20 protein-coding genes and 3 tRNA genes are annotated in these 22,483 nt (G+C 47.2%); 10 read left to right on the top strand and 13 right to left on the bottom strand.

Features of this window, described 5'->3' with window-relative positions; all coding sequences use genetic code 11:
• Positions 1-96 precede the first annotated feature (96 nt).
• The 4 genes from ABWV76_RS13655 to ABWV76_RS13670 form a co-directional block, all read right to left on the bottom strand.
• Positions 97-1,746, bottom strand: coding sequence for a beta-helix domain-containing protein (locus tag ABWV76_RS13655; RefSeq protein WP_353376250.1), 1,650 nt, complete (start codon positions 1,744-1,746; stop codon positions 97-99).
• A gap of 467 nt (positions 1,747-2,213) precedes the next feature.
• Positions 2,214-2,777: a DUF1285 domain-containing protein gene (locus ABWV76_RS13660; RefSeq protein ID WP_353376251.1), complete on the bottom strand. Its 564-nt coding sequence runs from the start codon at positions 2,775-2,777 to the stop codon at positions 2,214-2,216.
• Positions 2,770-3,453: a TetR/AcrR family transcriptional regulator gene (locus tag ABWV76_RS13665; RefSeq protein ID WP_020412906.1), complete on the bottom strand. Its 684-nt coding sequence runs from the start codon at positions 3,451-3,453 to the stop codon at positions 2,770-2,772. Before ABWV76_RS13665 ends, ABWV76_RS13660 begins: the two co-directional genes overlap by 8 nt.
• A gap of 345 nt (positions 3,454-3,798) precedes the next feature.
• A complete protein-coding gene (locus tag ABWV76_RS13670; protein ID WP_020412907.1) occupies positions 3,799-4,479 on the bottom strand; it encodes a hypothetical protein in 681 nt (226 codons plus the stop codon).
• 346 nt (positions 4,480-4,825) lie between these two features.
• On the opposite strand from ABWV76_RS13670, the gene ABWV76_RS13675 reads away from it, so the two are divergent.
• The 6 genes from ABWV76_RS13675 to ABWV76_RS13700 all read left to right on the top strand — a co-directional run bounded on the left by ABWV76_RS13675 (position 4,826) and on the right by ABWV76_RS13700 (position 8,768).
• Positions 4,826-5,674 (top strand): acyl-CoA thioesterase, encoded by an 849-nt coding sequence (locus ABWV76_RS13675; RefSeq protein ID WP_020412908.1) that lies wholly within the window; start codon positions 4,826-4,828, stop codon positions 5,672-5,674.
• A gap of 72 nt (positions 5,675-5,746) precedes the next feature.
• A tRNA-Pro gene (locus ABWV76_RS13680) sits at positions 5,747-5,823 on the top strand.
• A 231-nt stretch (positions 5,824-6,054) separates the two neighbouring features.
• Complete coding sequence (locus ABWV76_RS13685) at positions 6,055-6,504, top strand: phosphate-starvation-inducible PsiE family protein (RefSeq protein ID WP_020412909.1); 450 nt, start codon at positions 6,055-6,057, stop codon at positions 6,502-6,504.
• 305 nt (positions 6,505-6,809) lie between these two features.
• On the top strand, positions 6,810-8,024 hold the full coding sequence (locus ABWV76_RS13690) for a hypothetical protein (protein ID WP_353376252.1): 1,215 nt from the start codon (positions 6,810-6,812) through the stop codon (positions 8,022-8,024).
• Positions 8,025-8,516: 492 nt separating this feature from the next.
• Positions 8,517-8,590: transfer RNA gene (locus tag ABWV76_RS13695), tRNA-Cys, on the top strand.
• Between the two features lie 91 nt (positions 8,591-8,681).
• Positions 8,682-8,768 (top strand) — tRNA-Leu (locus ABWV76_RS13700).
• A 360-nt stretch (positions 8,769-9,128) separates the two neighbouring features.
• Here the strand turns inward: ABWV76_RS13700 and lepB are convergent.
• On the bottom strand, positions 9,129-9,779 hold the full coding sequence (gene lepB / locus ABWV76_RS13705; protein WP_282953392.1) for a signal peptidase I: 651 nt from the start codon (positions 9,777-9,779) through the stop codon (positions 9,129-9,131).
• A gap of 194 nt (positions 9,780-9,973) precedes the next feature.
• Positions 9,974-10,522 carry an NADPH-dependent FMN reductase gene (locus ABWV76_RS13710; protein WP_353376253.1) on the bottom strand — a complete coding sequence of 183 codons (549 nt, stop codon included), beginning with the start codon at positions 10,520-10,522 and terminating at the stop codon, positions 9,974-9,976.
• A 247-nt stretch (positions 10,523-10,769) separates the two neighbouring features.
• Here ABWV76_RS13710 and ABWV76_RS13715 point away from each other — a divergent pair, with 247 nt between their 5' ends.
• The 3 genes from ABWV76_RS13715 (at position 10,770) to ABWV76_RS13725 (ending at position 13,142) form a co-directional block, all read left to right on the top strand.
• Entirely contained in the window at positions 10,770-11,309 is a 540-nt protein-coding gene (locus tag ABWV76_RS13715) for a Dps family protein (protein ID WP_020412931.1), read from the top strand.
• Between the two features lie 523 nt (positions 11,310-11,832).
• Positions 11,833-12,375 carry an RNA polymerase sigma factor SigZ gene (gene sigZ / locus ABWV76_RS13720; protein WP_353376254.1) on the top strand — a complete coding sequence of 181 codons (543 nt, stop codon included), beginning with the start codon at positions 11,833-11,835 and terminating at the stop codon, positions 12,373-12,375.
• Positions 12,376-12,440: 65 nt separating this feature from the next.
• Positions 12,441-13,142: a glutathione S-transferase family protein gene (locus ABWV76_RS13725; protein ID WP_353376255.1), complete on the top strand. Its 702-nt coding sequence runs from the start codon at positions 12,441-12,443 to the stop codon at positions 13,140-13,142.
• An 82-nt stretch (positions 13,143-13,224) separates the two neighbouring features.
• Here ABWV76_RS13725 and ABWV76_RS13730 read toward each other — a convergent pair whose 3' ends face one another.
• Both ABWV76_RS13730 and ABWV76_RS13735 read right to left on the bottom strand, forming a co-directional pair.
• Positions 13,225-13,644 (bottom strand): GFA family protein, encoded by a 420-nt coding sequence (locus ABWV76_RS13730; RefSeq protein WP_353376256.1) that lies wholly within the window; start codon positions 13,642-13,644, stop codon positions 13,225-13,227.
• 148 nt (positions 13,645-13,792) lie between these two features.
• A complete protein-coding gene (locus tag ABWV76_RS13735) occupies positions 13,793-14,956 on the bottom strand; it encodes a dipeptidase (protein WP_502914806.1) in 1,164 nt (387 codons plus the stop codon).
• Between the two features lie 187 nt (positions 14,957-15,143).
• Between ABWV76_RS13735 and ABWV76_RS13740 the strand changes: the two genes are divergently transcribed.
• Positions 15,144-15,617 carry an LEA/WHy family protein gene (locus ABWV76_RS13740; RefSeq protein WP_353376258.1) on the top strand — a complete coding sequence of 158 codons (474 nt, stop codon included), beginning with the start codon at positions 15,144-15,146 and terminating at the stop codon, positions 15,615-15,617.
• Positions 15,618-15,733: 116 nt separating this feature from the next.
• Here ABWV76_RS13740 and ABWV76_RS13745 read toward each other — a convergent pair whose 3' ends face one another.
• The 5 genes from ABWV76_RS13745 to ABWV76_RS13765 all read right to left on the bottom strand — a co-directional run bounded on the left by ABWV76_RS13745 (position 15,734) and on the right by ABWV76_RS13765 (position 21,894).
• Positions 15,734-16,690, bottom strand: coding sequence for a lipid A-modifier LpxR family protein (locus tag ABWV76_RS13745; RefSeq protein ID WP_353376259.1), 957 nt, complete (start codon positions 16,688-16,690; stop codon positions 15,734-15,736).
• A 56-nt stretch (positions 16,691-16,746) separates the two neighbouring features.
• On the bottom strand, positions 16,747-18,456 hold the full coding sequence (locus tag ABWV76_RS13750) for a sulfatase-like hydrolase/transferase (RefSeq protein ID WP_353376260.1): 1,710 nt from the start codon (positions 18,454-18,456) through the stop codon (positions 16,747-16,749).
• Positions 18,457-18,713: 257 nt separating this feature from the next.
• Entirely contained in the window at positions 18,714-19,280 is a 567-nt protein-coding gene (pgsA, locus tag ABWV76_RS13755) for a CDP-diacylglycerol--glycerol-3-phosphate 3-phosphatidyltransferase (RefSeq protein ID WP_020412939.1), read from the bottom strand.
• A gap of 104 nt (positions 19,281-19,384) precedes the next feature.
• Complete coding sequence (gene uvrC / locus ABWV76_RS13760) at positions 19,385-21,199, bottom strand: excinuclease ABC subunit UvrC (RefSeq protein WP_353376261.1); 1,815 nt, start codon at positions 21,197-21,199, stop codon at positions 19,385-19,387.
• Positions 21,200-21,240: 41 nt separating this feature from the next.
• Positions 21,241-21,894, bottom strand: coding sequence for a response regulator (locus ABWV76_RS13765; RefSeq protein ID WP_026305042.1), 654 nt, complete (start codon positions 21,892-21,894; stop codon positions 21,241-21,243).
• Positions 21,895-22,483 lie beyond the last annotated feature (589 nt).

Consider the following 22,483-nt stretch of genomic DNA (forward strand, 5'->3'; position numbering starts at 1 on the left):
TATTGGGTGTCTAAACCAAGCAGGGCGCCGACTCCATCAGCGAAGGCGGCGCCCTGCAAGATCAGGAGAGCTTCCCCTAACCACATCTTTGGCTAATTATTCAAACCAGAGAGGCTGTGCACGGCTGCCTTGATGTAAGCCATAAGTCCAGCCTTGAGTCCAATCAGTACCGTTGATATCAAGTGCACCCAAATAAGCACGCTCAAACGCGGTGACAGCGGGTTCCGCGTCGTTGATTCGCTGCTGGTCGGCGCCCACGGTATAGATTGCTGGAGTGCCGTCTAGCAGAATAAAGTTAGTATCAATGCCGATAGTTGGGCTCAACGCTCCTGAAATTGGAGCAAACTGATTGCCGCTATCTACAGCCCACGCCTCCAGATCAAAGGTATCTTCATCTGTCTTGGTGCGATCCTCACAAGCAAAGATGTTGGAGGTCAGGGCTACTTCCGTACCAGAGGTTGCTTCATTGCGCGTTTGAACACTCTCCATACGCAGACAGTAATTGCTACCATCATCTGACGTTTCATCAGCTTTAAAAGAAGCAACAATTATGGAATTGGTAATCATCGGATAGATACCCTCACGCAGACGCCAACCTGCACCCGGATCATGAGTACCTTCTTTTTGAGCAGAAACGATACAAGTCAGGCCATCAATTATTGGACGGCTGTTCAGACCCTGATCAATCAGAGCGGTATAATCAATCGTATCTTTGTAAGAACCGATTCCATCTGCCTCAATACAGTGGTTCCCATCATTTTCACTCTGTACAACCAAGGCATTGGTGATCCTTCCACGATAACCTTCATCAATATCGATTGAATCATCTCGCACATAGAGAGCAACATAATTGCTAACGTCTACTGCACCACCAAAGAACTCAATTCCATCATCAAAAGTGGAATAAGTTTGCAGGTTATTTATCACTGTGCCGCTGCCAACTGCATCAAAAGAGATGCCATTTAATTCATCACCACTAGCAACCAGGGCACCCGTGTGCTTTACAACAACATAGGAAAGCTCGCCAGAGTTATCTCCATTGTTGTCTCCACCGTAGTATGAGGTGTTATCGTCAGTGGAACCTTCAGCGGCAACATGACACTCGCCATCCAAAGTGAGATCTCCACCGGCAATTGAGCCTGAGTATTTGCACTTATTAGTTACACCAAAACCGTTGATAACCATTCCACCCCACTGGGATACGGCATCTGCAGTTACAGTGCCGCGGACATCTGTTTCAGAGGTAAATGTAATTGGTGCGGATTCAGTACCACGGGCAAAAACCTGTGAACCACGATTTACAACCATAAAGGCTGAGTTATCCTTAAAGGCAACGGTTGCACCGGCTTGTATTTCCAATTTGACGCCATCACCGCCCTGGGCAACACCGGCAGCCTGTAAGTCAACATCACTGGAGTAGTTTTCACCAACAAAGAGACTACCGTCAAAAATGTGCGCGCCATCATCTGGAAGCGCAGGAAGATACAAGTCCTCGGTTAAAGGATTAGACGCGGAAACAAAGTCGGCTCCATATCGACAGTTACCGCTTTCAAAAGAGCCTTGTACCCCCGTACTTTGGATCGCTGCGCAGGGATTTTCAGAAGATCCACCACCAGAATTATCGACAGAGTTGTCTACTGAATTATCAACAGTCTTAGGCTCAACACTCACTCCACCACCGTCACAACCCGCCAGTAAAGCTGTAATGGCGGCAGCCAGAATGATCTGATTTTGTATGCGTTTCATATCTCCCCCCACAGGAATGTAATCCTTGAAAAACAGTCAATCAGCACGAAAAGCTATTGGAGAGCCCTACTAAGCCAAACAACACACTGTTGACTGCCTAAATTTCTGTTTAATTTATTCGCCTAAGCGGTTAGGACGCGGGGGAGTGTAGAAACGCCGTGTTGCGAACTTGTTAACTTTTTGTATATTTTCAGTAATTTTTGCAATAAAACATCCAGCTTTACACTTTTTGGAATGTTTTATTGCCTTCAAATTTCATTCAGCTTTCAAGTAAATGAATAAAATATGGATATTTAATAAATCCGTATCAATTAAGTAATACGTGCAACATTCAGTACATATAGAAAACCAGCAAGGAGAGAAATCAGGAAAAGCCATCCCGCTTAATATAAGACTAAGTAATAAAGCAAAGAAAAGAAGCTTAGAGCCAGCAGAACGCTGGCCCTGAAATGGCAGTTTTTCAAAAATCAATTATAAGAACCGAGCAGAAAATCCTTACCGGCACTACGCACAAAAAGTTTCCCGGTATCACTGGGGCCATGATTAGCTTCTTGAGCCCAATCGACCAGCTGGTAGAACACATCACGGGAAACCCTGGCTTGAAGGCCACCACGAAGCTCCAGGTAAGGAATTAGTTGCGGGGGGGCGCCAAACTCCTTTAAGTGCCAATTGCGGTCTTCGTCTAGCGCGATCACATCACCCACATTGGTTGTGAAAAGTAAGGTCTGAGCATCACTATTCGGATTACGTGCCACCTGTGTCGCCACAAAAGGTACATCTTCCACCAGTATGCGCAGCTTCTCCACTGGAGTCACCAGGAAATATTCATCCCCTTCCCGCTTGAGGATGCTCGCAAACAGCTTAACCAGTGTGTGCCGCTTTATTTCTGTCCCTTCATGAATCCAGCGACCATCATGCTTGATGACCATATCCATGTCGCCACAGAGGTCTGGGTTCCACTTTTCAACCGGAGGATATCCGTGGAACTCCCTCTGTAGTTTTTGCAGCTGCTCGAAAAGTGGCTCAGCCAAAGGACGGCCCCGCAGCTTGACCAGTGGTATGACTGCTTGCCGGTGGCTTGCGGGAGGAAATATCTCCGATATGGACCCCCACGTCCATGATGAACTCCATCAGGCCCTCTCGGTCCTCAATCACGTCAGCAAACGACTTGGAGTGATAAAGCTCTACTGCACCCTGAACCAGGGCCCAATAGGTTGAATAGTAATAGTAGGCAGGCACCTTCTTCAGCATGCCCTGCTCCATCCTTCGTTCAAACACCCGGTTCAGGGCAGAAGCATTGGAGTTGCGAATGGCATGTAGCTCAGAAATCATCTCCGGAGCTAAATTGAGGGTGATTATTTTCTCTTCCAACCGCTGGAAGAGCCTGTCCTTGCCCGGATCAGCCATACGGGACTCAAAATAGGCTCTGGCTGGAGCTGTGATATCGCCTTTTTCTTCAGCATTCTCAACAGCTACCTTCAGGCGTTCAGCGAGGGACCTCTCGTAGTCCATCAGCAAACGCATGTAAATCTCTGTCTTTGAAATGAAGTGCTTGTAGATGGTGCCCTTACCAATATCTACCCGCTCGGCGATCTGCTCTACCGTGACCTTTTCTTCACCGTGCTCCAGCAGAAGCTCCAGAGCCGCATCCAGGATGCGCTGCTCTCTCGCGCGAAACCTCTGAACCTTCTCTTTTGCCTTATCCATACTTCCGACCTTCTCTGCCCGTAATAATGGGGACTGAAATTGACTATTCATTCATGAATGATAGGCAATTCAACTCGGTTGGAAAAGTGAATCGAGAAATTAGACACTCAAATATTAAAAATTTTAGCCTATTTTGCTCAATTTTTGTGCTATTAGTGCAAGATACAGAGTGTGGAGGGGAACGTCACCCGAAAAAGTTGGCGCCAGTTATCGAAGACCTAGAATTCTCAGAGTAGGAGCTTACGGGAATAAAAAACGTTGGAGCTATCAAAAATTTTGGCAGGTAGTCCATTACCCACCCGCAAGCAGGTGCTTTCCCAAAACAGCGCTTTAAGCACCTGCCCCCTAAACCGACTTCATCTTAAGCTCCAGTAAGGGAGCTACGACATCGTTGTCCTGAGCACGAATCCAAAGCATCTCTTCCTCACTATAAAGCTCCGCCACAATAGCGTTTGCCAACTCACAGTCATGGGATATGAGGTGCTGAGCCAGCCATTCGGCGGCAAATGTGCGCTTCTTGCCAAGAGTCCCTTGGGCGCGCTTATATAGATTCTTTATCGCTTTGCGGCTGTACTCTAAAGTGGAAACTCCCGGGGTGGCTTCTACCATCTTGCGGTGCAGCTTTTTCGTCTTTTGCTCAATAATATAGGGCAGTACCTGCCCCGAAATATAATCGTGTGCAACAGAGCCCTTACATGTACATTCAAAAGATTTTCTTTCTTGAAAGATCTTTTTAAGACCATTGAGGTGGTTGTGAGTTTTGTATGCTGACCTGGCGGCCAAGCCAGCGTAACCGACAGAGAGCGCCGTCCCGGCAACGATTAAGCCTACGCCCGTAGCCGAAGTGGCTACAGCAGCCCCGGTTGCAAGGCCTGTAAGTGTTGCACCCGTAGCGGTTTGTGCACCCCAGGTGCCATAGTAAGCTGCGGACCCTACCACTCCAGCCACCGCCTTTGCAGTACGATGTCTGCTAACTACCTTGCCAAAGTTTTGCGGTGGACGAATATCAATATCGTGATGTGGCATCTGGCAACATTCCTTTCCCGTTATTGCATTTTTATCGGTAATTAATCGGCCGGGGTTACGCCTCAAGACATCTCTCCCAGGCACTATATGGCGCGTTATATCACATCAATAAGCACACAATCGACAAATTGAAAAAATCAAGAGCATATTTTTTCAAATTTAATGGGTTATATGATTTGGCCATACACAACTGCGATTCGGTATTGGAGTGACCAGTCGATCGAATTCGTTCAAAATGTGAATGGAGATAGTACATTTGGCTGCTATCATCGCCGCTTCGGGCAAGATTGAAATGCCTGCCCGGATTATTCCGACTATCACTATTAGGTAACAGGTAGAGTCGTCCATGTTGGAAAAGCTGAGCAAACTACTCGACGTAGAAGAGCTGGATCGCAATCTCTTTCGCAGTCGTCACCACGTCGAAAATTATCGAAAAGTACTATTTGGAGGCCAGGTGCTTGGGCAAGCACTGATGGCCGCTACACGCACTGTTGAAGATCGTTTGCCACACTCCCTGCACTCCTATTTTTTGCGCCCCGGCTCCAGCGAACTACCGGTGATCTATGAGGTGGACCCTATCCGCGATGGAGGTAGCTTCACCACTCGCCGCGTTGTCGCAAAGCAACGAGGTCGGGCAATTTTCAACATGTCTGCTTCGTTCCAGATCAAGGAGCCCGGATTCGATCACCAGGCTGATATGCCATGCGAAGGGATTCCTGCCCCAGAGAACCTAAAGAATACGCAGCAACTGGCGCTTGAGGCAGGCTTAGTCAGCCCACAATATGATCAGCGCCGCTATATGATTGACTTCCGCCCGGTAGATCCTAAAAGCTACTTTGGTGCCGAGCTAAGTGAAGCGAAGTGCATGTTCTGGCTCCGCGCCGAGGGTGAGATGTCTGATGACCCTATGGAGCACCGCGCTGCGCTCTGTTACGCATCTGACATGGGATTGCTTGGAACCTCCTTACAGCCACACCATATTTCTTTGTTCGACCCCCACTTAATGCCGGCCAGCGTCGATCATGCGATGTGGTTCCACCGGGACTTCCGCCTGGACCAGTGGCTCCTCTATGTAACCGACAGCCCTTCCGCTACCGGCGCACGCGGATTTGCCCGTGGCCAGATTTTTACCCGCGACGGCGTACTGGTAGCCTCCACTGCGCAAGAGGGCCTAATTCGACAAATTAAAAGTTAAATCAATGGTTTACAGTAAAAAAAAGGTTGCTATAATGCCGCCCACTTCGCTGATGAAGCGAGACCAATAAGTCGGTGAGTAGCGCAGCCTGGTAGCGCACTTCGTTCGGGACGAAGGGGTCGGAGGTTCGAATCCTCTCTCACCGACCAGATCTCAAAACCCGCACTAAGCGGGTTTTTTGCGTCTGGATGACATCTATTTTCATCGCATAGTGGATTGATAGCTCTTTTCATCCAGATAACTCTTCTACCCACAACTTCCTGCTATTTTTCAACCACTCTCCCTTCAATCCACTGAAGTAGTCCAAATAGCTGACCTGGTGGTTTTGACATATATTCAAGCTAAAGCATCACCCTGCCACCAGGGAAAGAGAAAGGCCCATGAAATACGAAGAAATTCATGAGGAACATGACGACCCCCTGATCAACCAGCTGCACCGGGCGATCAAGGCAGCAGTTAGATTTCTAGCCATTCTTATGGTCATGGTTATTTTTTGGACCATTGCCGATGTGATTTATGTGCTTTATGAGAAACTCAAGTCTCCCCCATTCCTCCTGCTCGACATGGAGGACATCCTCGCAACATTCGGAGCCTTTCTGGCTGTCCTGATCGCAATCGAGATTTTTACCAATATACGCTTGTATCTGGGCACCAATGTCGTACCCGTCCAGTTAGTTCTGGCTACTGCCCTTATGGCTGTGGCCCGTAAAGTAATTGTTCTCGACCTTGGACTGGTAAGCTCTGAACAGATCATAGGTATCGCCATGGTCACTATCGCACTGGGCGTTTCCTATTGGTTAGTACAGGAAAAAATCAAACGTTCAGCGTAAAACCCACTACCGGTTCCTTTACACACATGGTTTACGACCTCGTAAATCAGGGCTCATAACCCTTCTCCCCCGTTATTGATTAACAAAGAATGGGGATATTTCTGGTGTTGTCAGATTTGCACATTTATAACGACTTTATAAGTGTATACTTTTTATTAGTGTTTAATGCTAATTGATAACTTCAGTCACCGGGAGCTGGTAGACACAGGTGCCTTACTCTCGCCAATTTGCTTGAAGGTGACACTTGGGCACCTGTAGGCTTGGAAGCTGTCCAAATCTCAACTTGTTGGATTTCCTGCCAAAAAATGATGCTTACAAGACTGTTTACTCTCTCCATACTCCTCCTTTCTATCACCCCGGCCACCTGGGCTTATGACTTGCTTTACACAGCGAAAATAGACCCGGAAACCAAACTCGCGCGGGTGGAATTGGCACTTAGCGGGAAGAGTATCCCCAGTAAACTCACGATCAATTTAAGTTCGGGTCGCTACAAAGATCTTAAAAGTACAGACCCTCTTGAGATTAAAGGTGACAAGGCAGTCTGGCGCCCTAAAGGCCGTCAGGCAAAGCTCAGCTACAGCTTTGTGATAGACAACCAGAGGAGCAATGGCGGGTATGACTCCAGAATTACCGAAGACTGGGCAATCCTCCGCAGTGACAAGTTAATAGCCCCCATCTCTGCGACCAGCCGTGGACGTTCAAATGCACGCCTAAAGCTAGACATGCCCAAAGGCTGGTCATCTGCCCTGCCCTATCCAAAGATTGAAAATAATCTATACCGGCTATCTGATCCTAAACGTCGCTTTGTAAGGCCCAAAGGGTGGATGATCGTGGGCAAGATTGGCAGCCGCCAGGATATCATCGCGGGAACCGAAACCCGGATTTCCGGCCCCAAAGACCAAAATATACACCGCCAGGATATCCTCGCCTTCCTTAACTGGAACCTGCCGGAGTTAAAGAAAATTTTTCCGCTTTTTCCCGATCACTTATTGATCGTTACAGCAGATGATCCAATGTGGCGTGGCGGCTTATCAGGTACCCGATCATTATTTATGCATGCTGATCGACCACTAATCAGTGGAAACCGTACCAGCAGCATGATCCATGAGCTGGTACACGTCGGTACAGGCATCCATGGGGACGATCGGAGCGATTGGATTGTTGAAGGCTTGGCTGAATTTTACTCGCTTGAAATCCTACGTCGCACCGGCGGAATTAGTGAGGACCGCTACCGGGAGGCTATGGATAAACTAGCACGCTGGGGCAAAAAGGCCCCCTCTCTTTTGGTTAGACGCTCTTCGGGCCCAGTCACTGCCCGTGCTGCCGTAGTTATGCTGGAGCTGGATAATGAAATTCGAAAGGCTAGCGGCGGAAAAGCCAGTATTGATAATGTAGCGCGGGAGCTGGCAAGCACCCGGGGAGAAGTGACCCTGGAACGATTCCGTGAGCTATCCGAACAAGCTGCGGGCCAACCTATAAAAACCCTGGCGGTGGAAAACCTTACCGACGAGGGTCGGTAAAACGCCAAAACGCAAATAAAAAAAAGCCCTGACGACGGGGGGGGAGAGCGTCAGGGCCAAGACCATTAGGAGTGAAACTTGGAGGATTTCATCCTTGCTACACAGAGAGCAAGCCATTTCAGTCTGCTCTACCGGCGCTACTAAACACGTTTTGGGGGAGACGTGCTAGCCAGATAAAGACAGTATCGAACACACATGAAAGATTGCCAGCAGCGCTGAAAATAAATTTAGAACAAATGGAAATAGGTTCATTGGGAGCAGTGCTAAAAGTTATTACGCCTTCTGCCTAACCGTTCCACAGGAACTTTCCCGACTTTTTCACCTTTCTTTTTCACAATGTTGAAATCAACGCTTGACTAATCTCCGGGAGTCCATAGAATAGCGGCCTCTTACGCAGCCAAGTGCACGTAAGTATAAGAAAACGCTAGGATTTTTCAGATTTATCAGATAGAATTCGCAGCGTTCCATTTCGCACTAAGTGTGAAATAAAAAGGCTAGGTGGCAGAGTGGTCATGCAGCGGACTGCAACTCCGTGTACGCCGGTTCGATTCCGACCCTAGCCTCCATTTTCCTTTCCATCGCAAAGTCCTGTGAATTGCGCTGGAAGTGAGGATGAAGGACAGAGCAAAAAGCTAAGGTCCCCCTCGCAAAGGAACTGCCCGGGTGGTGGAATTGGTAGACACAGGAGACTTAAAATCTCCCGGCTTCACGGCCGTGCCGGTTCAAGTCCGGCCCCGGGCACCACACAGCACTTCAAAGTTAGATAGTTATTGCCCCCTCTAGTAGGAACGCTTCTCTATATTTTTTTCCTCAGAATTTGAAGCCCCAGCCCCACTTCAACTCAGTTTTAACTTGATCAAAAAGTTGGCAGCTTACATAAGAAACTCATCACTCAATGAAGAGTCAAGCAACCCTTAGGTAGATCCGGCCATACCAGTCATAAATTCCCTCAAGTGATTTACTAAATATGACCCAACAATACGCATTGGGGTTAAGTTACTGGCGAACCCCTACTCCACGCACTTACTAATTACGATTAAATATACTCCTCAGATCCAAACCCCTCCCTTGAAGTTTATGCCTCTTCCAGGTTGCCCTTAAAATTTACAACGACTTCAAAAAACGCGCTTCACGAGGAAGAAAGCGATTCTCATAGTCCAGAGAAAAAACAACACGACTTGCCCTGCCGACTATTTCCTTTCGGGGAATAAGACCTATGACCCTGGAATCAGCGCTGTTATCTCTGTTATCCCCAAGGGCTAAGTAATGACCTGAGGGGATAGTGCCAGCGCTAAAACTCGACATTGGGGAAGAGTGTTTGTCAACTCTGACGAAGTGCTCAACACCTAGCAGATTTTCTATTTTATCCAGGCTATCACCATCAGCTTTAACAAGCTCATAATCAAGCCGCCGCCCATTAATTGTTAAAATATTATTTTTCATCCTAACATTATCCCCTGGAACACCAACAACACGTTTTACTAGCCTCTTTCCGGAAACTTTAGAATCAAAAACTACTATATCCCCCCTATCTGGGTTGGAAAGTTGATAAAGGGAAAAATGTGTAAACGGTACACGAACATCGTAAGCCATTTTATTGACAAGGATTCGATCACCTTCAACAATTGTCGGCCTCATAGAACCTGTTGGCACATCGCTCCAATCAGCTACAGCACTTCTGAAAATTAACATTAAAGCCAAAAATAATAAGATTGATTTATTCGATCCCCAAGCTCTAACCATAAAATTCTTCATCGCAATTCCTTTTTGCCTGACTCACATAAAATCTAGCATCCAGAGACTAGAGATGATAAATATCGAATGCAAGACACCCCATCGCAATAGGCATATCTACTCAGCGCAAATCAAGATAATATCTATCTAAATGGATCATATTTATGAATGTATGTAATTCTTATAAACGAAGACGGAATTTACCACCCTGCTCCTCATACCCGGTGGACCATTCTGGATAAGTTCTGCATCTGGCTTTGCACGAGCTTTTCAACCCTATCATCGACCAATCGCCCATACTGATCGAAAGCCCTGGAGGCATCACTTACCATAATTTCTGGCTCATTGAGAACCCACGCTTTCAAAAACACCATCACCTGCCGCAAATGATACTGACACCGACAAGTACCCATACGGCCAGGGCTAGCCCCCATGATTGCAACCGGCTTATTATAAAACCCTTGTGGTTCATACCGAGACAACCAATCAATCGTATTCTTTAACACCCCAGGCATTGAATAATTATATTCTGGCGTGACAATCAGCACGGCATCAGAAGCAAAGAGAAGCTGATTTAATTGATCAACACTTTTTGGAAAACCAACATTCTTTACATCTTCATTGTACAAAGGAATATCATCAATTTTCCTAAGGTAAAATTCTAATTCCTTCGGCGCTAACTGAATGGCTTGATGCATCAGCTTTTTATTAAAAGATTCTGTTCTGAGACTACCACACAAAGCCAACACATTGATGGGAGCCATATAAATTCCTCTAACAGCCTTCTTGTGCCAACCTTAACCAAAAGATCGATACCTTTTAATATACTATAGGTACCTTGCACTACTGTTATTAACGCTTAAGATTTGACACCCGCCCAGATACCAACCTGCTTCTTGAATATCGCGAATGGCTAGTCACGTCACCACTGTCTACCCTTAGCCTGATTGGCATATTTTTCTTCATTTTGGTTTCTCTCCTTTTCTGAACGTGAAAGACACGAGGTTTACTATGAGGAAGTCAGCAAGAGAAACGCTGCGTACTAAAGAGCTCGCACAACTCAATACCCCAACAGACTTGAGTGAGAGCGCGCGTGAAGACATTACCAGCGCAGTGAATACATTGCTGGCAGATACCTTCGGGCTGTTTATGAAAACCAAGAATTTCCACTGGCATGTGAGCGGCCCACACTTTCGCGACTACCACTTGCTGTTCGATGATCAGTCAGAAGAAGTATTGGACATGACCGACGCGCTGGCTGAACGTGTGCGCAAGCTGGGAGGCACCACATTGCGTTCCATAAGTCATATCGCCAAATTGCAACGCTCAACTGATAACAACTCCGACTTTGTAGACCCACAAGACATGCTAGCGGAATTATGCGAAGACAATCAGGAGCTTGTTGCTTTTATGCGTGAAGTGCATGAGTTGTGTGATGACCACCATGATGTTGCAACAGCGAGTTTACTGGAAGAATTTATTGATCAGTCGGAAAAACGGGCTTGGTTCCTGTTTGAAGCAAGCCGGAGATCAGGTCTAACACGGCATTAGATTTCTCATGTCCCTAGACTTTAGAGCGGATTACATCCTATGGCACTTTAGGAAATATATCGTATTACAGGCCCGCTAGGATTAACATGACAACTTCAGTTCATAATCGGCGGGTCTCCAACCTATCAAGCTCATCATTATCCAGAAAAAGAAGAATTAGATTAAGATCATCACTTCTGTAAAATGCTTTACTTTTATACACCGCACTTTGCATTTAGCATTTAGGAAAGTCACATTTCTAAATGCGCTCTCAAGACATTATGCTACTATCCCCCACCACCCCAAACCGCATGCCTTCCAATAATTGCTGACACATAGGATTCTAATATTGTTTGCAATCGAGAATACGAACGGCGGCTACCAGTTTCACTAGGCTATATGGCCTTTAAATATGATTGACAGCGTAACATTGCTAAAATCATATGGTTCAATTAAATGCCGCTAGTATTGCGGCAACTATAATTTTTATTGCTCCGTGAAGCTTATGACCCTCTGCGGAGAGACTGAAAAGCAGTAATGAAATATGACCATTGATTCTATCTGGAAGAAATACAGCGCAGCCCTCAAAGCTTTCCTCCATTCCAGGATCTCATCACCCGATATGGTGGATGATATTCTTCAGGAGATTCTGATCAGAACCCACAAGAATATCCATACGATCAGAGACCAAAAGAGTATCAAGTCCTGGTTATTTCAGGTCGCCAATCACGCGATGATTGACTTCTATCGTAAGAAAGGAAGAGTAAAAGAGGTGACCCTAGACGATTCTTTTACGATAGAGGAAGACACCAATACACAACAAAGTTTATCGGCATGTATAGAACCCTTCATTAAAGGGCTGCCACCTCAATCGGCAGAACTGCTGATAGCAATCGAGCTAAATGGCCAGTCGCAAAAGACTTATTCTGAGGAACATGGGATCCCCTACTCTACTGTCAAGTCCCGGGTACAAAAAAGTAGAAGGGAACTGCGCAGTCTATTTGAGGATTGCTGCCACCTGACACTAGATAGTCACGGAGCCGTGATTGACTACGTTCCTAAGTCCAATAAATACAGAAATTGTTGAAATCTTATCGTCCTTTTTAAGAGTGGCCCGTCTTATAGATATATACACTAGAGATGAGGATCAAAATGCTTGAGGTCATTAGCTTTAAAATTTGCCCCTTTGTACAACGGGTGACCGCTCTTCTTGAGGCCAAAAAGATTCCCTACAAAATCCAATACATCCGGCTTAAGGACAAACCACAGTGGTTCCTGGATGTGTCTCCGAACGGGCAAGTGCCAGTACTCATAACGGAAAGTGGCATAGCTCTATTTGAGTCCGACGCAATCGTTGAATACCTAAATGACATCTACCCCCGCCTGGAACCAGACATCAGCCCTGAACAGCGCGCCCTTGATAGAGCCTGGAGTTACCAGGCCGCAAAGCATTACCTGGTGCAATGTTCAGCTCAACGTAGCGCCGATAAGCAGACCTTGGAGGAACGTAGCAACAAACTTGACAAAGCCTTTGAGAAAGTCGAAAAAACTATTGGAAATGGGCCTTTCTTTAAAGACGCAAGGCTAAGTGACGTCGATATCGCATGGCTACCAATACTACATCGTGCCGCCATTATTGAGCTCCATTCGGGATATGATTTCCTGGCGGACTTTCCGAAAATGAAGGCTTGGCAGGCCAAGATGCTGCAGACGGGGCTCGCTGAAAAATCGGTGCCTGAAGATTTTGAGCAGCAATTTGTAGATTTCTATCTATCAGAAAATACTTACTTAGGTACTGGTAAAATTAGTATCAACAATCAAGATAACTCCTGCGCGAATCGCAGTTGTTGTTAAAGAACTTTGTTGTGCCCCCTTCTTGGGGGCACAGACAATCGCTAATCAGCCTGACCCCTAATATCAAAGTAATGGATGTATTCTAATCTGCCCCTCCCTTACGTCTACTCGGCTCATGGGCCTCATAGCGAGGCAAGATATCCAGACTGTCCCAGTTTGCCCTTGAAGTTACAAAGTTGTGAGAAATTGGGCGCTCCTGAATATCTGAATCAAGAATGCCAAGGCGAAGGCGGAACCTTGAAGGGTCTTCAGAATTTGAGCTGTAGATCGGCGATGCACATACCTTACAAAAGTGCCGACTCTTTCCCGGGCGAAGCTCGAATGAGCCGATCAGCTGCCTCCCTTGATCAATTGTTAATCCGCCTGCGTCTACGAAGCCATTGGTAGCAAAGGCAGTTCCGCTAGACTTACGACAAAGGGAACAATGGCAGTGAATAATATCCTTCACTCCACCACGGATAGAAATCTTAACGCCTCCACAAAGGCAGCTCCCTTTGTACATAACATCTCCATTAGTTATTAATAGAATTGACCATACGTGCCGAAAGGACAACCTGAAGCCATTGCACACATCTTCCACGTGTAATAAACACACAACTTCGCCATTACACCCCACCCTATAGCCACTTCAGGAAGCAAATTAAAACGCTTTAGGGCAGATACTTCAGGAAAAACTCTTGTATATTTTCTCCCATAACCTTGCGGATTTCTCTCACTGTAAATCCTTGATTCAACATTTCCCCAGTCAACAGATCCAGGTCGCCAACATCAAACGAAACCTCAACACTACCGTCATAATCTGATCCTAAAGCAACATGATCCACTCCCAACAACTCTACGGCATAGCGAATTGTTTTAACAATATTATGGGGGCTGTTATCGCAAACTGCCCCTTTCCAAAAACCGATACCTACTAAGCCTCCACGCTCAGCTATCTCCTTCATAAGGTCATCGCTAATATTTCGTGGCGAGTTACAGCTGCCTTTCAATCCTGTATGAGAAACAATCAAAGGCCGTTCTGTCAGTGCCAACACATCTCTAACAACGGTTTCAGAAGAATGGGCTACATCAATAATAATCGAACGACGATCCATCTCCTGAACAGCCAGGCTTCCAAACTCCGTTAAACCGCCTTCACTTTGCCCATGAAGCGATCCACCCAACTCATTATCAAAAAAATGCTGTAATCCCATCACCCGAAAACCAGCATCGTATAAGCGATCTATGTTAGATAATTTACCCTCCAGTGGATGGGCTCCTTCAATACCGAGAATTGCCGCGAGAGTGCTGGCTCCTCGCTCCCGGGCCTGAAGGACTTGGCGCAGATCTTCAGCGGTGTGTACAATGCGAAACTGCTCCGGGAAAGATTCCTGTAGAGCAGTGGCCCTTTCGGAGTGGAAGAGCGCACGCTCTAAAAGGCTATTCCAGGTTCTCGGTGGCCAACCTTGAGCGACCGCTAATAGCGTTATGTTGTCTCCGGCATCAGCAGAATTTTCACGATAGTTTTGCCCTCTGGGAGACTTGGTGACTGAAGTAAAAACCTGTATTCCGAGATTGCCGCGCCGGGCTCTGGGTAAATCAAGATGACCATAACTGGCGTCATTTGATAAATCTCTCGCCCAGAGGAAGCTATCCGCGTGCAGGTCACCAACAATAAGTGATCTATGCAATGTTCTAGCCTGCTCGGAGGTCTCAGAATAACCAGCAGAACCTATTTTGTTTAAATTTCGTTCGACCTCTGGAAGTAAAAACCACCTCCAACTCGAGAACAATATCAGTGCCAGTGCTGTCAAACTTGCAAGCCACGTCTTCATAATGAGTCTCGGTAGTCAATAATGTTGCGTAAAGTTGCCGTTATAACCTAAGAAGTTGTGGTATGTCAGGAACTTTAGGGGTCAATTAGTAATCACTGGGCAAATGAACCGGAAAGCTCGAACTAATTACGCTAAGGTTCAGCAGCCCAGTGTAATAACTAGCAGATAGGAAGACTAAGGAATAACAGTGACAAAATACTATCGACTCACTCTGTTAATACTGATTACGGCACTATTCACTGGTTGTGCAGCACTTTCGCCTAACTTTCAAAAACCCGAGGTAGAAGTGATCGCAGTAGAACCACTGCCCGCAAGAACTGGCAACAACCTGAAGTTTCGAATACACCTCAGGGTCTTTAACCCAAACAATAGTGAGCTGGCACTATCAGGACTTTATTACACCTTACGCTTAGGAGGACATAAAGTGCTGACAGGCACCTCCAACAACCTCATGCCCATTGCTCCCTACGGTCAGGATGATATTGCTGTGGATGCTACTGCCAGCCTGGTTGGGTCTATCTTTGCTGCTGTCGACCTTATTAATCAAAATCAAGATTCCATACCTTATGAGCTGGAAGCAAAAATAGGCTTGAGTAAATCGCTGCTCCCTTCAATCAGGGTGAATAGAAGTGGTGTGATTAGCTTGAATCAGTATCAATAAGTCTTCTCCAGGGTTCATTACTCAGCATTACTACTTCAGTGCCGTGTCTTAATTAAAGCTTGTAGCGCAGCTATTCAGGAGGGCAAGTAGATATCGTCCTCCTGACAATGAAAAACTCATAATTGCTTAGTGACAATCAAAGACATTACAAAGTTACCCATCGGGGCACCATTGTGGCTCAGAAAGCCTTCATCAGGACGAACCTGGGAAGTATAAATTTTCGTGTTGTACCTGATATTGAAGCCAAATTCATAGGTATTACGCCCCCAAAAAGCCCCGATATTTGCGAGGATCACTTCTTTCTCTGGGACTACACCATAACTGAAAACTTTTACTCCCCTCTTAATCTCGGAGTTTCCCTCCATTAATACATTTCTCTGAACTGCTTTATGTTCCATCCCCAGCTTAAAATACCAGTATTGATTCCCTACTCGCGGTAAAGATATCGCACTGAAAGCTGGTAAAGAACTACCCAATAATAAGGTGATTCCGGCAGCATAATCTCGGACTATGTTGCCGGTTTTCCAGCGTAAGTAAGGGACCAAGCGATAGTTCATGCCTCCAAGATTCACTTTAGGTAATCGGTAATCCAGCTTAAGCTCCGGCATTAGCCCCCATTCATTAAAAATCTGGGAGTCCCACCCATGTGGAGGTGGCGAGGAGACAATCCAGTGTAGAAAAGTCTGTGTGAGACGAGCACCAGACCTAGGACCAATAGTCCCCGCATCAAGAGTGAAATCAACAATCCAGCGATTAGAGAACTGATATTTGTAGCTTGCGCCTAAATAGCTCCAACCAGCATATGGATGTTCATCATTGATTGGTGCAGATCTACCGAGATGGTCCGGGGTATAGATCTCCTGGCCAAGCCTTAAAGTGTAGGCTTTGCCTAGAGGACTCCAACGGATAAAGAGACCACCGGTATAGTCCCTATCAGTTTGGAAAAATGCATCATTGACCAATTCCAGCTGGAGTTTCCCCCTCGGAGAGTCATTCGCATTGGCCAATGAGTGATAACAGGCAGGAACCAAACTAACAATAAAAATCGGGAGTTTTTTTATATTCCTCAGCACCCTTAACCCGCCCCTTCATCCGTGGAAACCGGTACATCAAGTTAGTAGCCCTGTGATTAATTGCCCCAGTCACCAACTTTATCAGCCCCAGGAATTTCAAACTCAAGGTACTCCTGAATGCTAAATGGCATTTCTTCCATAACCGCTCTAACCCGCTGCCCAATGGCTTTGGTTTCGGGGCGCGCATTGGCCAGTCCGGTGTAGGGGATACCCTTCCCACTGGGCACATCCGGGTACTTCTTTTTAAAGAGCCGGTGCCGAGCTACCATGTGATTGAACTGCCCCTGGGTATAAATTAAGGGCACTAATTGCGGATACTCTTCACGGGGGTCCATATATAGGTCGTAGTAAGCCTCCGGCATTCCTGAAGATGCGACCTCACCAGCACCAATCCAGTGACGCTTATATCTCCCTTTTACCGTAGCCCCCAGATTGTGACCGGCATAGATAAAAACATAATCCCGACGGCTGTAGGTGTCACCATTTAGCAGCAGCGCTGTCTGGTCCAGACCATCCACTACCCTATCGGTGGGAATATGCTCAGTCGCACCGCCAAGCCTTGCAAATGTGGTGTATAGGTCCGTGATATGAATGATGTCCCCAACTGCCTGACCGGGCTGAATCATGCCCGGCCACCAAGCAAAAGCCGGTACTCTCACACCTCCCTCAGTAAAATCCCCTTTCCCCCCCCGATATAACATTGGGAGCATGCCCCAACCTGCCGGCGGGCTATGCACCATGGGACCATTGTCTGCCATGGCGACAAAAAGGGTATTCTCCGCAATACCCAGCTCTTGCAGCTCTGTCATCAATTGGCCAGTGAAGTCATCGACTTCGGGGAATGAGTCTGCCACCATCAGACCAGAAACTGAGGGTTTGGGCATAAAGGCAGCCATAAAATTCAGAAAATTGGGCCAGTAAGCCACAAAAAACGGCTTTTTGGCTTCGGCATTCTTACGGATGAATGCCATGGTGCGACGCTCCGCCTCCGGGTCAAACTTGCTAAAACACTCGTTGGAAGTACCGCACCACTCCCTACCCTGCTGCCCTTTCTCACCCTCAATGTTCATTACCCAACCGGAGGGAATCAGGCCTGGATTGTCTAGGCGATAAGGATCGGGAGGGTATATCTCAGGAAACATACCAAGTACTGCATTTACAGCATTGGCCTGGGGATTGAAGAGAGAGGTTATCTGGTTCATGGGAGTAAATAACGCCTCATCAAATCCCTGGTTATGCAGATAGCTCTCCTCGATATCTCCCAAGTGGCCCTTCCCAAAGAATCCCGTGGCATAGCCGGCCTTTGACAGTACCTCCGCAATGGTTACCTCTTCAGCGCGAAGACCGGAAAATTCGTGGGGCATTCCCACAGCCCCCATGCCATACCGCACCGGATGACGACCGGTAAGCACAGCTGCTCGGGTAGGCGTACAGGAGGGTTCGGTATACATACGTGTAAAGTTGATACCCTCTGCCGCCATCTTGTTTAAATTGGGTGTTGTGTAACCAAAGTTCTTTTGAAGTACAGGAAAGCCAACAGCACCAAAGGCGGTATCATCCCAAAGTAGGAAAATGATATTGGGTGGCTGCCCATGCTTTTCCCGCAGGGCCTGCAAGCGTTTGGCTATTTCAGAATCTTCTTTTTGCCAGCGCCCACCATTTTGCATCTTCAGCACGTAATATTCGGCATCATGCACCACCTGCGCCTGCGGTAACATTGAGCACAGCAGCGCCAGTAGCCCTGCCAGAGATTGCCTCACTAACACACCCACCCTCCTATATTTATTTTGGCTGGGACAGCAATACTTTGATGAATTGAGTTACAAACCCAATTCATCACTCTAGAAGAACGACCCAATGGCAGCGCTATATGTGACGACAAATAGAGAGTTTTTGTAAATGGTTGGACGTTACAAGCTCAGTAATTACGTCAGGAAGGGTAGACTTTGAGATGTGGAGAGCCCCCGCCTCAAGCAGGGGGACACCTATAAATAATAAGACCGGTAATATGAAGGGATTTAGGTCATGGAGACTTATGATTGTCCGCCATTAACACCGGCCAAGCTGCGCGCAGGTACATCACCATGGTCCATAGAGTGAGCGCTGCGGCAACATACAGCAACAGGTAGCCCAGTGTTTCCATCACTGGAAAGTCTCGGACATCAAAAGCGAGAAGGACTATGATCGCTGCCATTTGTGCGGTCGTTTTTATCTTGCCTACATAAGAAACTGCAACGCTGCTACGCTGGCCCAACTCTGCCATCCATTCCCGCAACCCAGAAACAGCGATCTCACGACAAATTATTACTGCGGCCGCCACCGTAAACCAGGCGCTCTTATGCAGCCCAACAAGTAACACTAGAGCAGTGGCCACCATCAACTTATCTGCAACCGGGTCAAGGAAGGCGCCAAAGGCTGTACTTTGGTTTAGTTTTCTCGCCAGGTAACCATCCAACCAATCTGTGGCTGCAGCGGCAGCAAAAATCACGGCAGAGGCGATATAGCTCCACTTATAAGGTAAATAGAAAACCAAAACCAGGACCGGAATCAGTGCAACGCGAAGCAGTGTCAGTTGATTGGCGAGTGTCATACTTTTCTCTGTTCTTGTGGAGGGCGTACGTTAACAAGCCATCGCACAAAATGAAACGCTCAGTAGGAAAGCCGGATAATTTTTTCGACAACTTCAGCTGTTTATCATTCGTGATGTAAGGCCGAATATATATCTTGTGCGAGTTTGCGACTTATTCCTTCCACGCTGGCAATTTCTGTCACCGTAGCCTTCTTAATTTCCTGCAAACCACCAAAGTGGCGCAGCAATGCTCGCCGACGCGCAGGCCCTACCCCACCAATGCCTTCGAGTGGGGACTCTCGCCTCTTTTTATCCCGCCGAGCTCTATGCCCCGTAATAGCAAATCTATGGGCCTCATCTCGAACTTGTTGAATCAGGTGCAATGCAGCTGAATCAGCGGAGAGCACGAGTTCTTTATTGCTAGAAACAACATGCAGAGTTTCAAATCCAGCCTTGCGAGTGGTGCCCTTAGCCACACCTATAATTTGTACGCCAACAACCCCAAGCTGATTGAGGGATTCAACAGCCTGGCTCACCTGGCCTTTACCCCCATCGATTAACAGGATATTTGGAAACTTACCCTCCCCATCAGACAGTCTTGTATAACGTCGCTTAAGGGCCTGTCCCATTGCGGCATAGTCATCCCCGGCCTGTATTCCCTTGATGTTAAACAGACGATAATCCGTTTTAACAGGGCCGCCGGTATCGAACACAACACAAGATGCGACCGTTGCTTCACCGGATGAATGGCTGATATCAAAACACTCCAGTCTTTCTGGCAGCTGCTCTAACCCAAGTACCTCCTGAAGAGACTCAAAACGACCAATTAACTTTTGCTGGGCAGCTGTACGGCTGCTTAAATTCTGTTGTGCCGCCTGCTGTGCCATTTCTACCCAGGTAGCTCTTCTGCCTCGCAAACGATATACGATCGCAACGTCCCTTCCTGCCTGTACACCGAGAGCCTGCTGTAAAGGCTGCATATCTTCAAGGGCTTCCGAGACCAATATCTCGCGAGGAATTTCACGAGGATTGCCAATATAGAATTGGGGTACAAAAGCAGAAAGCAGCTCCACGGGGCTCAAGCCGAGACGTTCACTGGGGAAGTAACTGCGACTGCCCAAGATACGCCCCTGTCGAATAAACAGAACGTGTACACAGCAACTTCCCCCTTCACTTGCCACCCCGAGCACATCGACATCGCCACTATCACCCTCTACCACCTGATCGGCCTGGAGGCGGCGCAAAGCAGAGATCTGATCCCGCAGGCGCGCAGCTTTTTCAAACTCCAAGGCTCTGGAGGCATCATCCATTTGGTCGGCAAGTTCGCGGATTATATTGTCGCTCTTGCCGGTGAGAAACATTTCCGCATGCCTCACATCCTGTCGATACTCATCCTCACCGATAAAATTCACACAGGGCGCAGTACAGCGCTCAATTTGGTATTGAAGACAGGGCCGGGAGCGATTGCGGAAGACGCTGTCTTCACAAGAACGGATACGAAATGTCTTCTGTAGGAAATTCAGGCTATCGCGAACCGATGAGGCATTAGGGAAAGGGCCGAAGTAGCGTCCCTTCTTACGCTTGGCTCCACGATGCAAAGCAATACGTGGGAAAGTATCGCTGCTCGAGAGAAAAATGTAAGGATAGCCCTTATCGTCTTTCAACATCACATTGTAAGGTGGATGCTGGGACTTGATCAGGCTTTGCTCAAGTACTAAGGCCTCTGTCTCGCTACGGGTGACAGTGACTTCAATATTGCCAATACGCTGCACCAACGCCATGGTCTTTGCGGTAAGGCCTGAGCTTCGATAATAACTAGAAAGCCGGTTGCGAAGGTTTTTCGCTTTACCCACATAAAGGATCCGGTTATCCGCATCAAACATCTGGTAAACGCCAGGCTTGCGGGTAACCGAGGATAAAAAACGCTTGCTATCAAACATCTGGCAATCGGTACAGTGGGTTCATCAGGTTCCCACAGAAATTAAAGAGCCGCTTCTGGGTCAAGTATCTGGTACTTAACGGCAAGCAAAGTTAGCTCCACATCGCTGTTAATATTCAGCTTCTCAAATATCCGGTAGCGATAGCTATTTACGGTTTTCGGGCTTACGGAAAGCGACTGGGCAATCTCTGCGACTTTAGCGCCGTTAACAATCATATCAGCGGTCTGTAATTCACGTTTGGATAGTTTCTCGAAAGGAGACAGGTTTTCCGCTTGGCCAGAGACATTCCGCAAAGCCATTTTGGTGGCCATGGAGTTACTGATAAAGACACCACCACTGACAACAGTACGAATAGCGCGAACCATCTCCTCCAGGTCTGCCCCCTTAGTGACATAACCCATGGCGCCGGCCTGCATTAATCGACCAGGGAATAGGTCATCATCTAGGGCACTAACCGCGATCACCTTGGCCCCTGGACAGCGGCCGAGCAACTTTCGCGTTGCCTCAAGACCACCCATTCCAGGCATTTTAACGTCCATCAGGATGACATCGACCTCAGACTGGCGCACAAACTCCAAGGCTTCTTCGCCACAGTTTGCCTCGCCAACAACCTCTATATCCGCGACGTCACTCAGCATGCGCGAAATCCCCATTCGCACAAGATCGTGATCATCCACCACTAAGACTTTGATCAAATTATCCCCAACTACGGATAAGTGCAGCGGCTGCGCAGCGTATTAGTCCCCATCGCGCGCTCCCTCAAACTGCGTTCTTCTTTTTACTCACGAGGAAACTACCCCGTGTAGATCCACCCCAAGAATCCTGTCGCAACATACCAGACAAAAACGCTACTGCAAAGCAATACTGCCGTTTCAAATGCTGCCGAAAAGACATTTGGCCACAGGATCTTGCTGCCTTTATAACCATTTATTATACCGTAAAAACGTACCAAGTTATTTTTCTGCGATCAACATTCTCCTTTCCGCACTATTTGCGTCCTTCGATACGGATATGTGAAGAAAATGTTTATGGTACAAATAGAAATATATGAATCGTGCTGCATTATTTTTGGTTATATAGTTACAGTTTGGAAAGGGCAGCATAAAGCCCTGTTGGGGATGATAGTTTTCTGGCAGTCAAACTCAACTGGCCCGGGAGCTTTTGATCAGGGTAACTACGACCAACAAAAGATTGACTCTGCGCACGATTAACTGTGCTTAAGGAGCAGCCCCCAAATGAAGAGCCTATGAAAGAAAAAAGAGTCCGTGAGCTGCAAGCAAAAGC

It is taken from the genome of Microbulbifer sp. NBRC 101763 (genome assembly GCF_040371615.1).
GTDB lineage: Bacteria > Pseudomonadota > Gammaproteobacteria > Pseudomonadales > Cellvibrionaceae > Microbulbifer > Microbulbifer variabilis.

What these genes read in the sequence shown, in the direction of transcription:
- ABWV76_RS13655 (WP_353376250.1), bottom strand. Translation starts at nt 1,746, where the DNA reads ATGAAACGCATACAAAATCAGATCATTCTGGCTGCCGCCATTACAGCT.
- ABWV76_RS13665 (WP_020412906.1), bottom strand. Translation starts at nt 3,453, where the DNA reads ATGGATAAGGCAAAAGAGAAGGTTCAGAGGTTTCGCGCGAGAGAGCAG.
- ABWV76_RS13670 (WP_020412907.1), bottom strand. Translation starts at nt 4,479, where the DNA reads ATGCCACATCACGATATTGATATTCGTCCACCGCAAAACTTTGGCAAG.
- ABWV76_RS13675 (WP_020412908.1), top strand. Translation starts at nt 4,826, where the DNA reads ATGTTGGAAAAGCTGAGCAAACTACTCGACGTAGAAGAGCTGGATCGC.
- ABWV76_RS13685 (WP_020412909.1), top strand. Translation starts at nt 6,055, where the DNA reads ATGAAATACGAAGAAATTCATGAGGAACATGACGACCCCCTGATCAAC.
- ABWV76_RS13690 (WP_353376252.1), top strand. Translation starts at nt 6,810, where the DNA reads ATGATGCTTACAAGACTGTTTACTCTCTCCATACTCCTCCTTTCTATC.
- lepB (WP_282953392.1), bottom strand. Translation starts at nt 9,779, where the DNA reads ATGAAGAATTTTATGGTTAGAGCTTGGGGATCGAATAAATCAATCTTA.
- ABWV76_RS13710 (WP_353376253.1), bottom strand. Translation starts at nt 10,522, where the DNA reads ATGGCTCCCATCAATGTGTTGGCTTTGTGTGGTAGTCTCAGAACAGAA.
- ABWV76_RS13715 (WP_020412931.1), top strand. Translation starts at nt 10,770, where the DNA reads ATGAGGAAGTCAGCAAGAGAAACGCTGCGTACTAAAGAGCTCGCACAA.
- sigZ (WP_353376254.1), top strand. Translation starts at nt 11,833, where the DNA reads ATGACCATTGATTCTATCTGGAAGAAATACAGCGCAGCCCTCAAAGCT.
- ABWV76_RS13725 (WP_353376255.1), top strand. Translation starts at nt 12,441, where the DNA reads ATGCTTGAGGTCATTAGCTTTAAAATTTGCCCCTTTGTACAACGGGTG.
- ABWV76_RS13730 (WP_353376256.1), bottom strand. Translation starts at nt 13,644, where the DNA reads ATGTACAAAGGGAGCTGCCTTTGTGGAGGCGTTAAGATTTCTATCCGT.
- ABWV76_RS13735 (WP_502914806.1), bottom strand. Translation starts at nt 14,956, where the DNA reads ATGAAGACGTGGCTTGCAAGTTTGACAGCACTGGCACTGATATTGTTC.
- pgsA (WP_020412939.1), bottom strand. Translation starts at nt 19,280, where the DNA reads ATGACACTCGCCAATCAACTGACACTGCTTCGCGTTGCACTGATTCCG.
- uvrC (WP_353376261.1), bottom strand. Translation starts at nt 21,199, where the DNA reads ATGTTTGATAGCAAGCGTTTTTTATCCTCGGTTACCCGCAAGCCTGGC.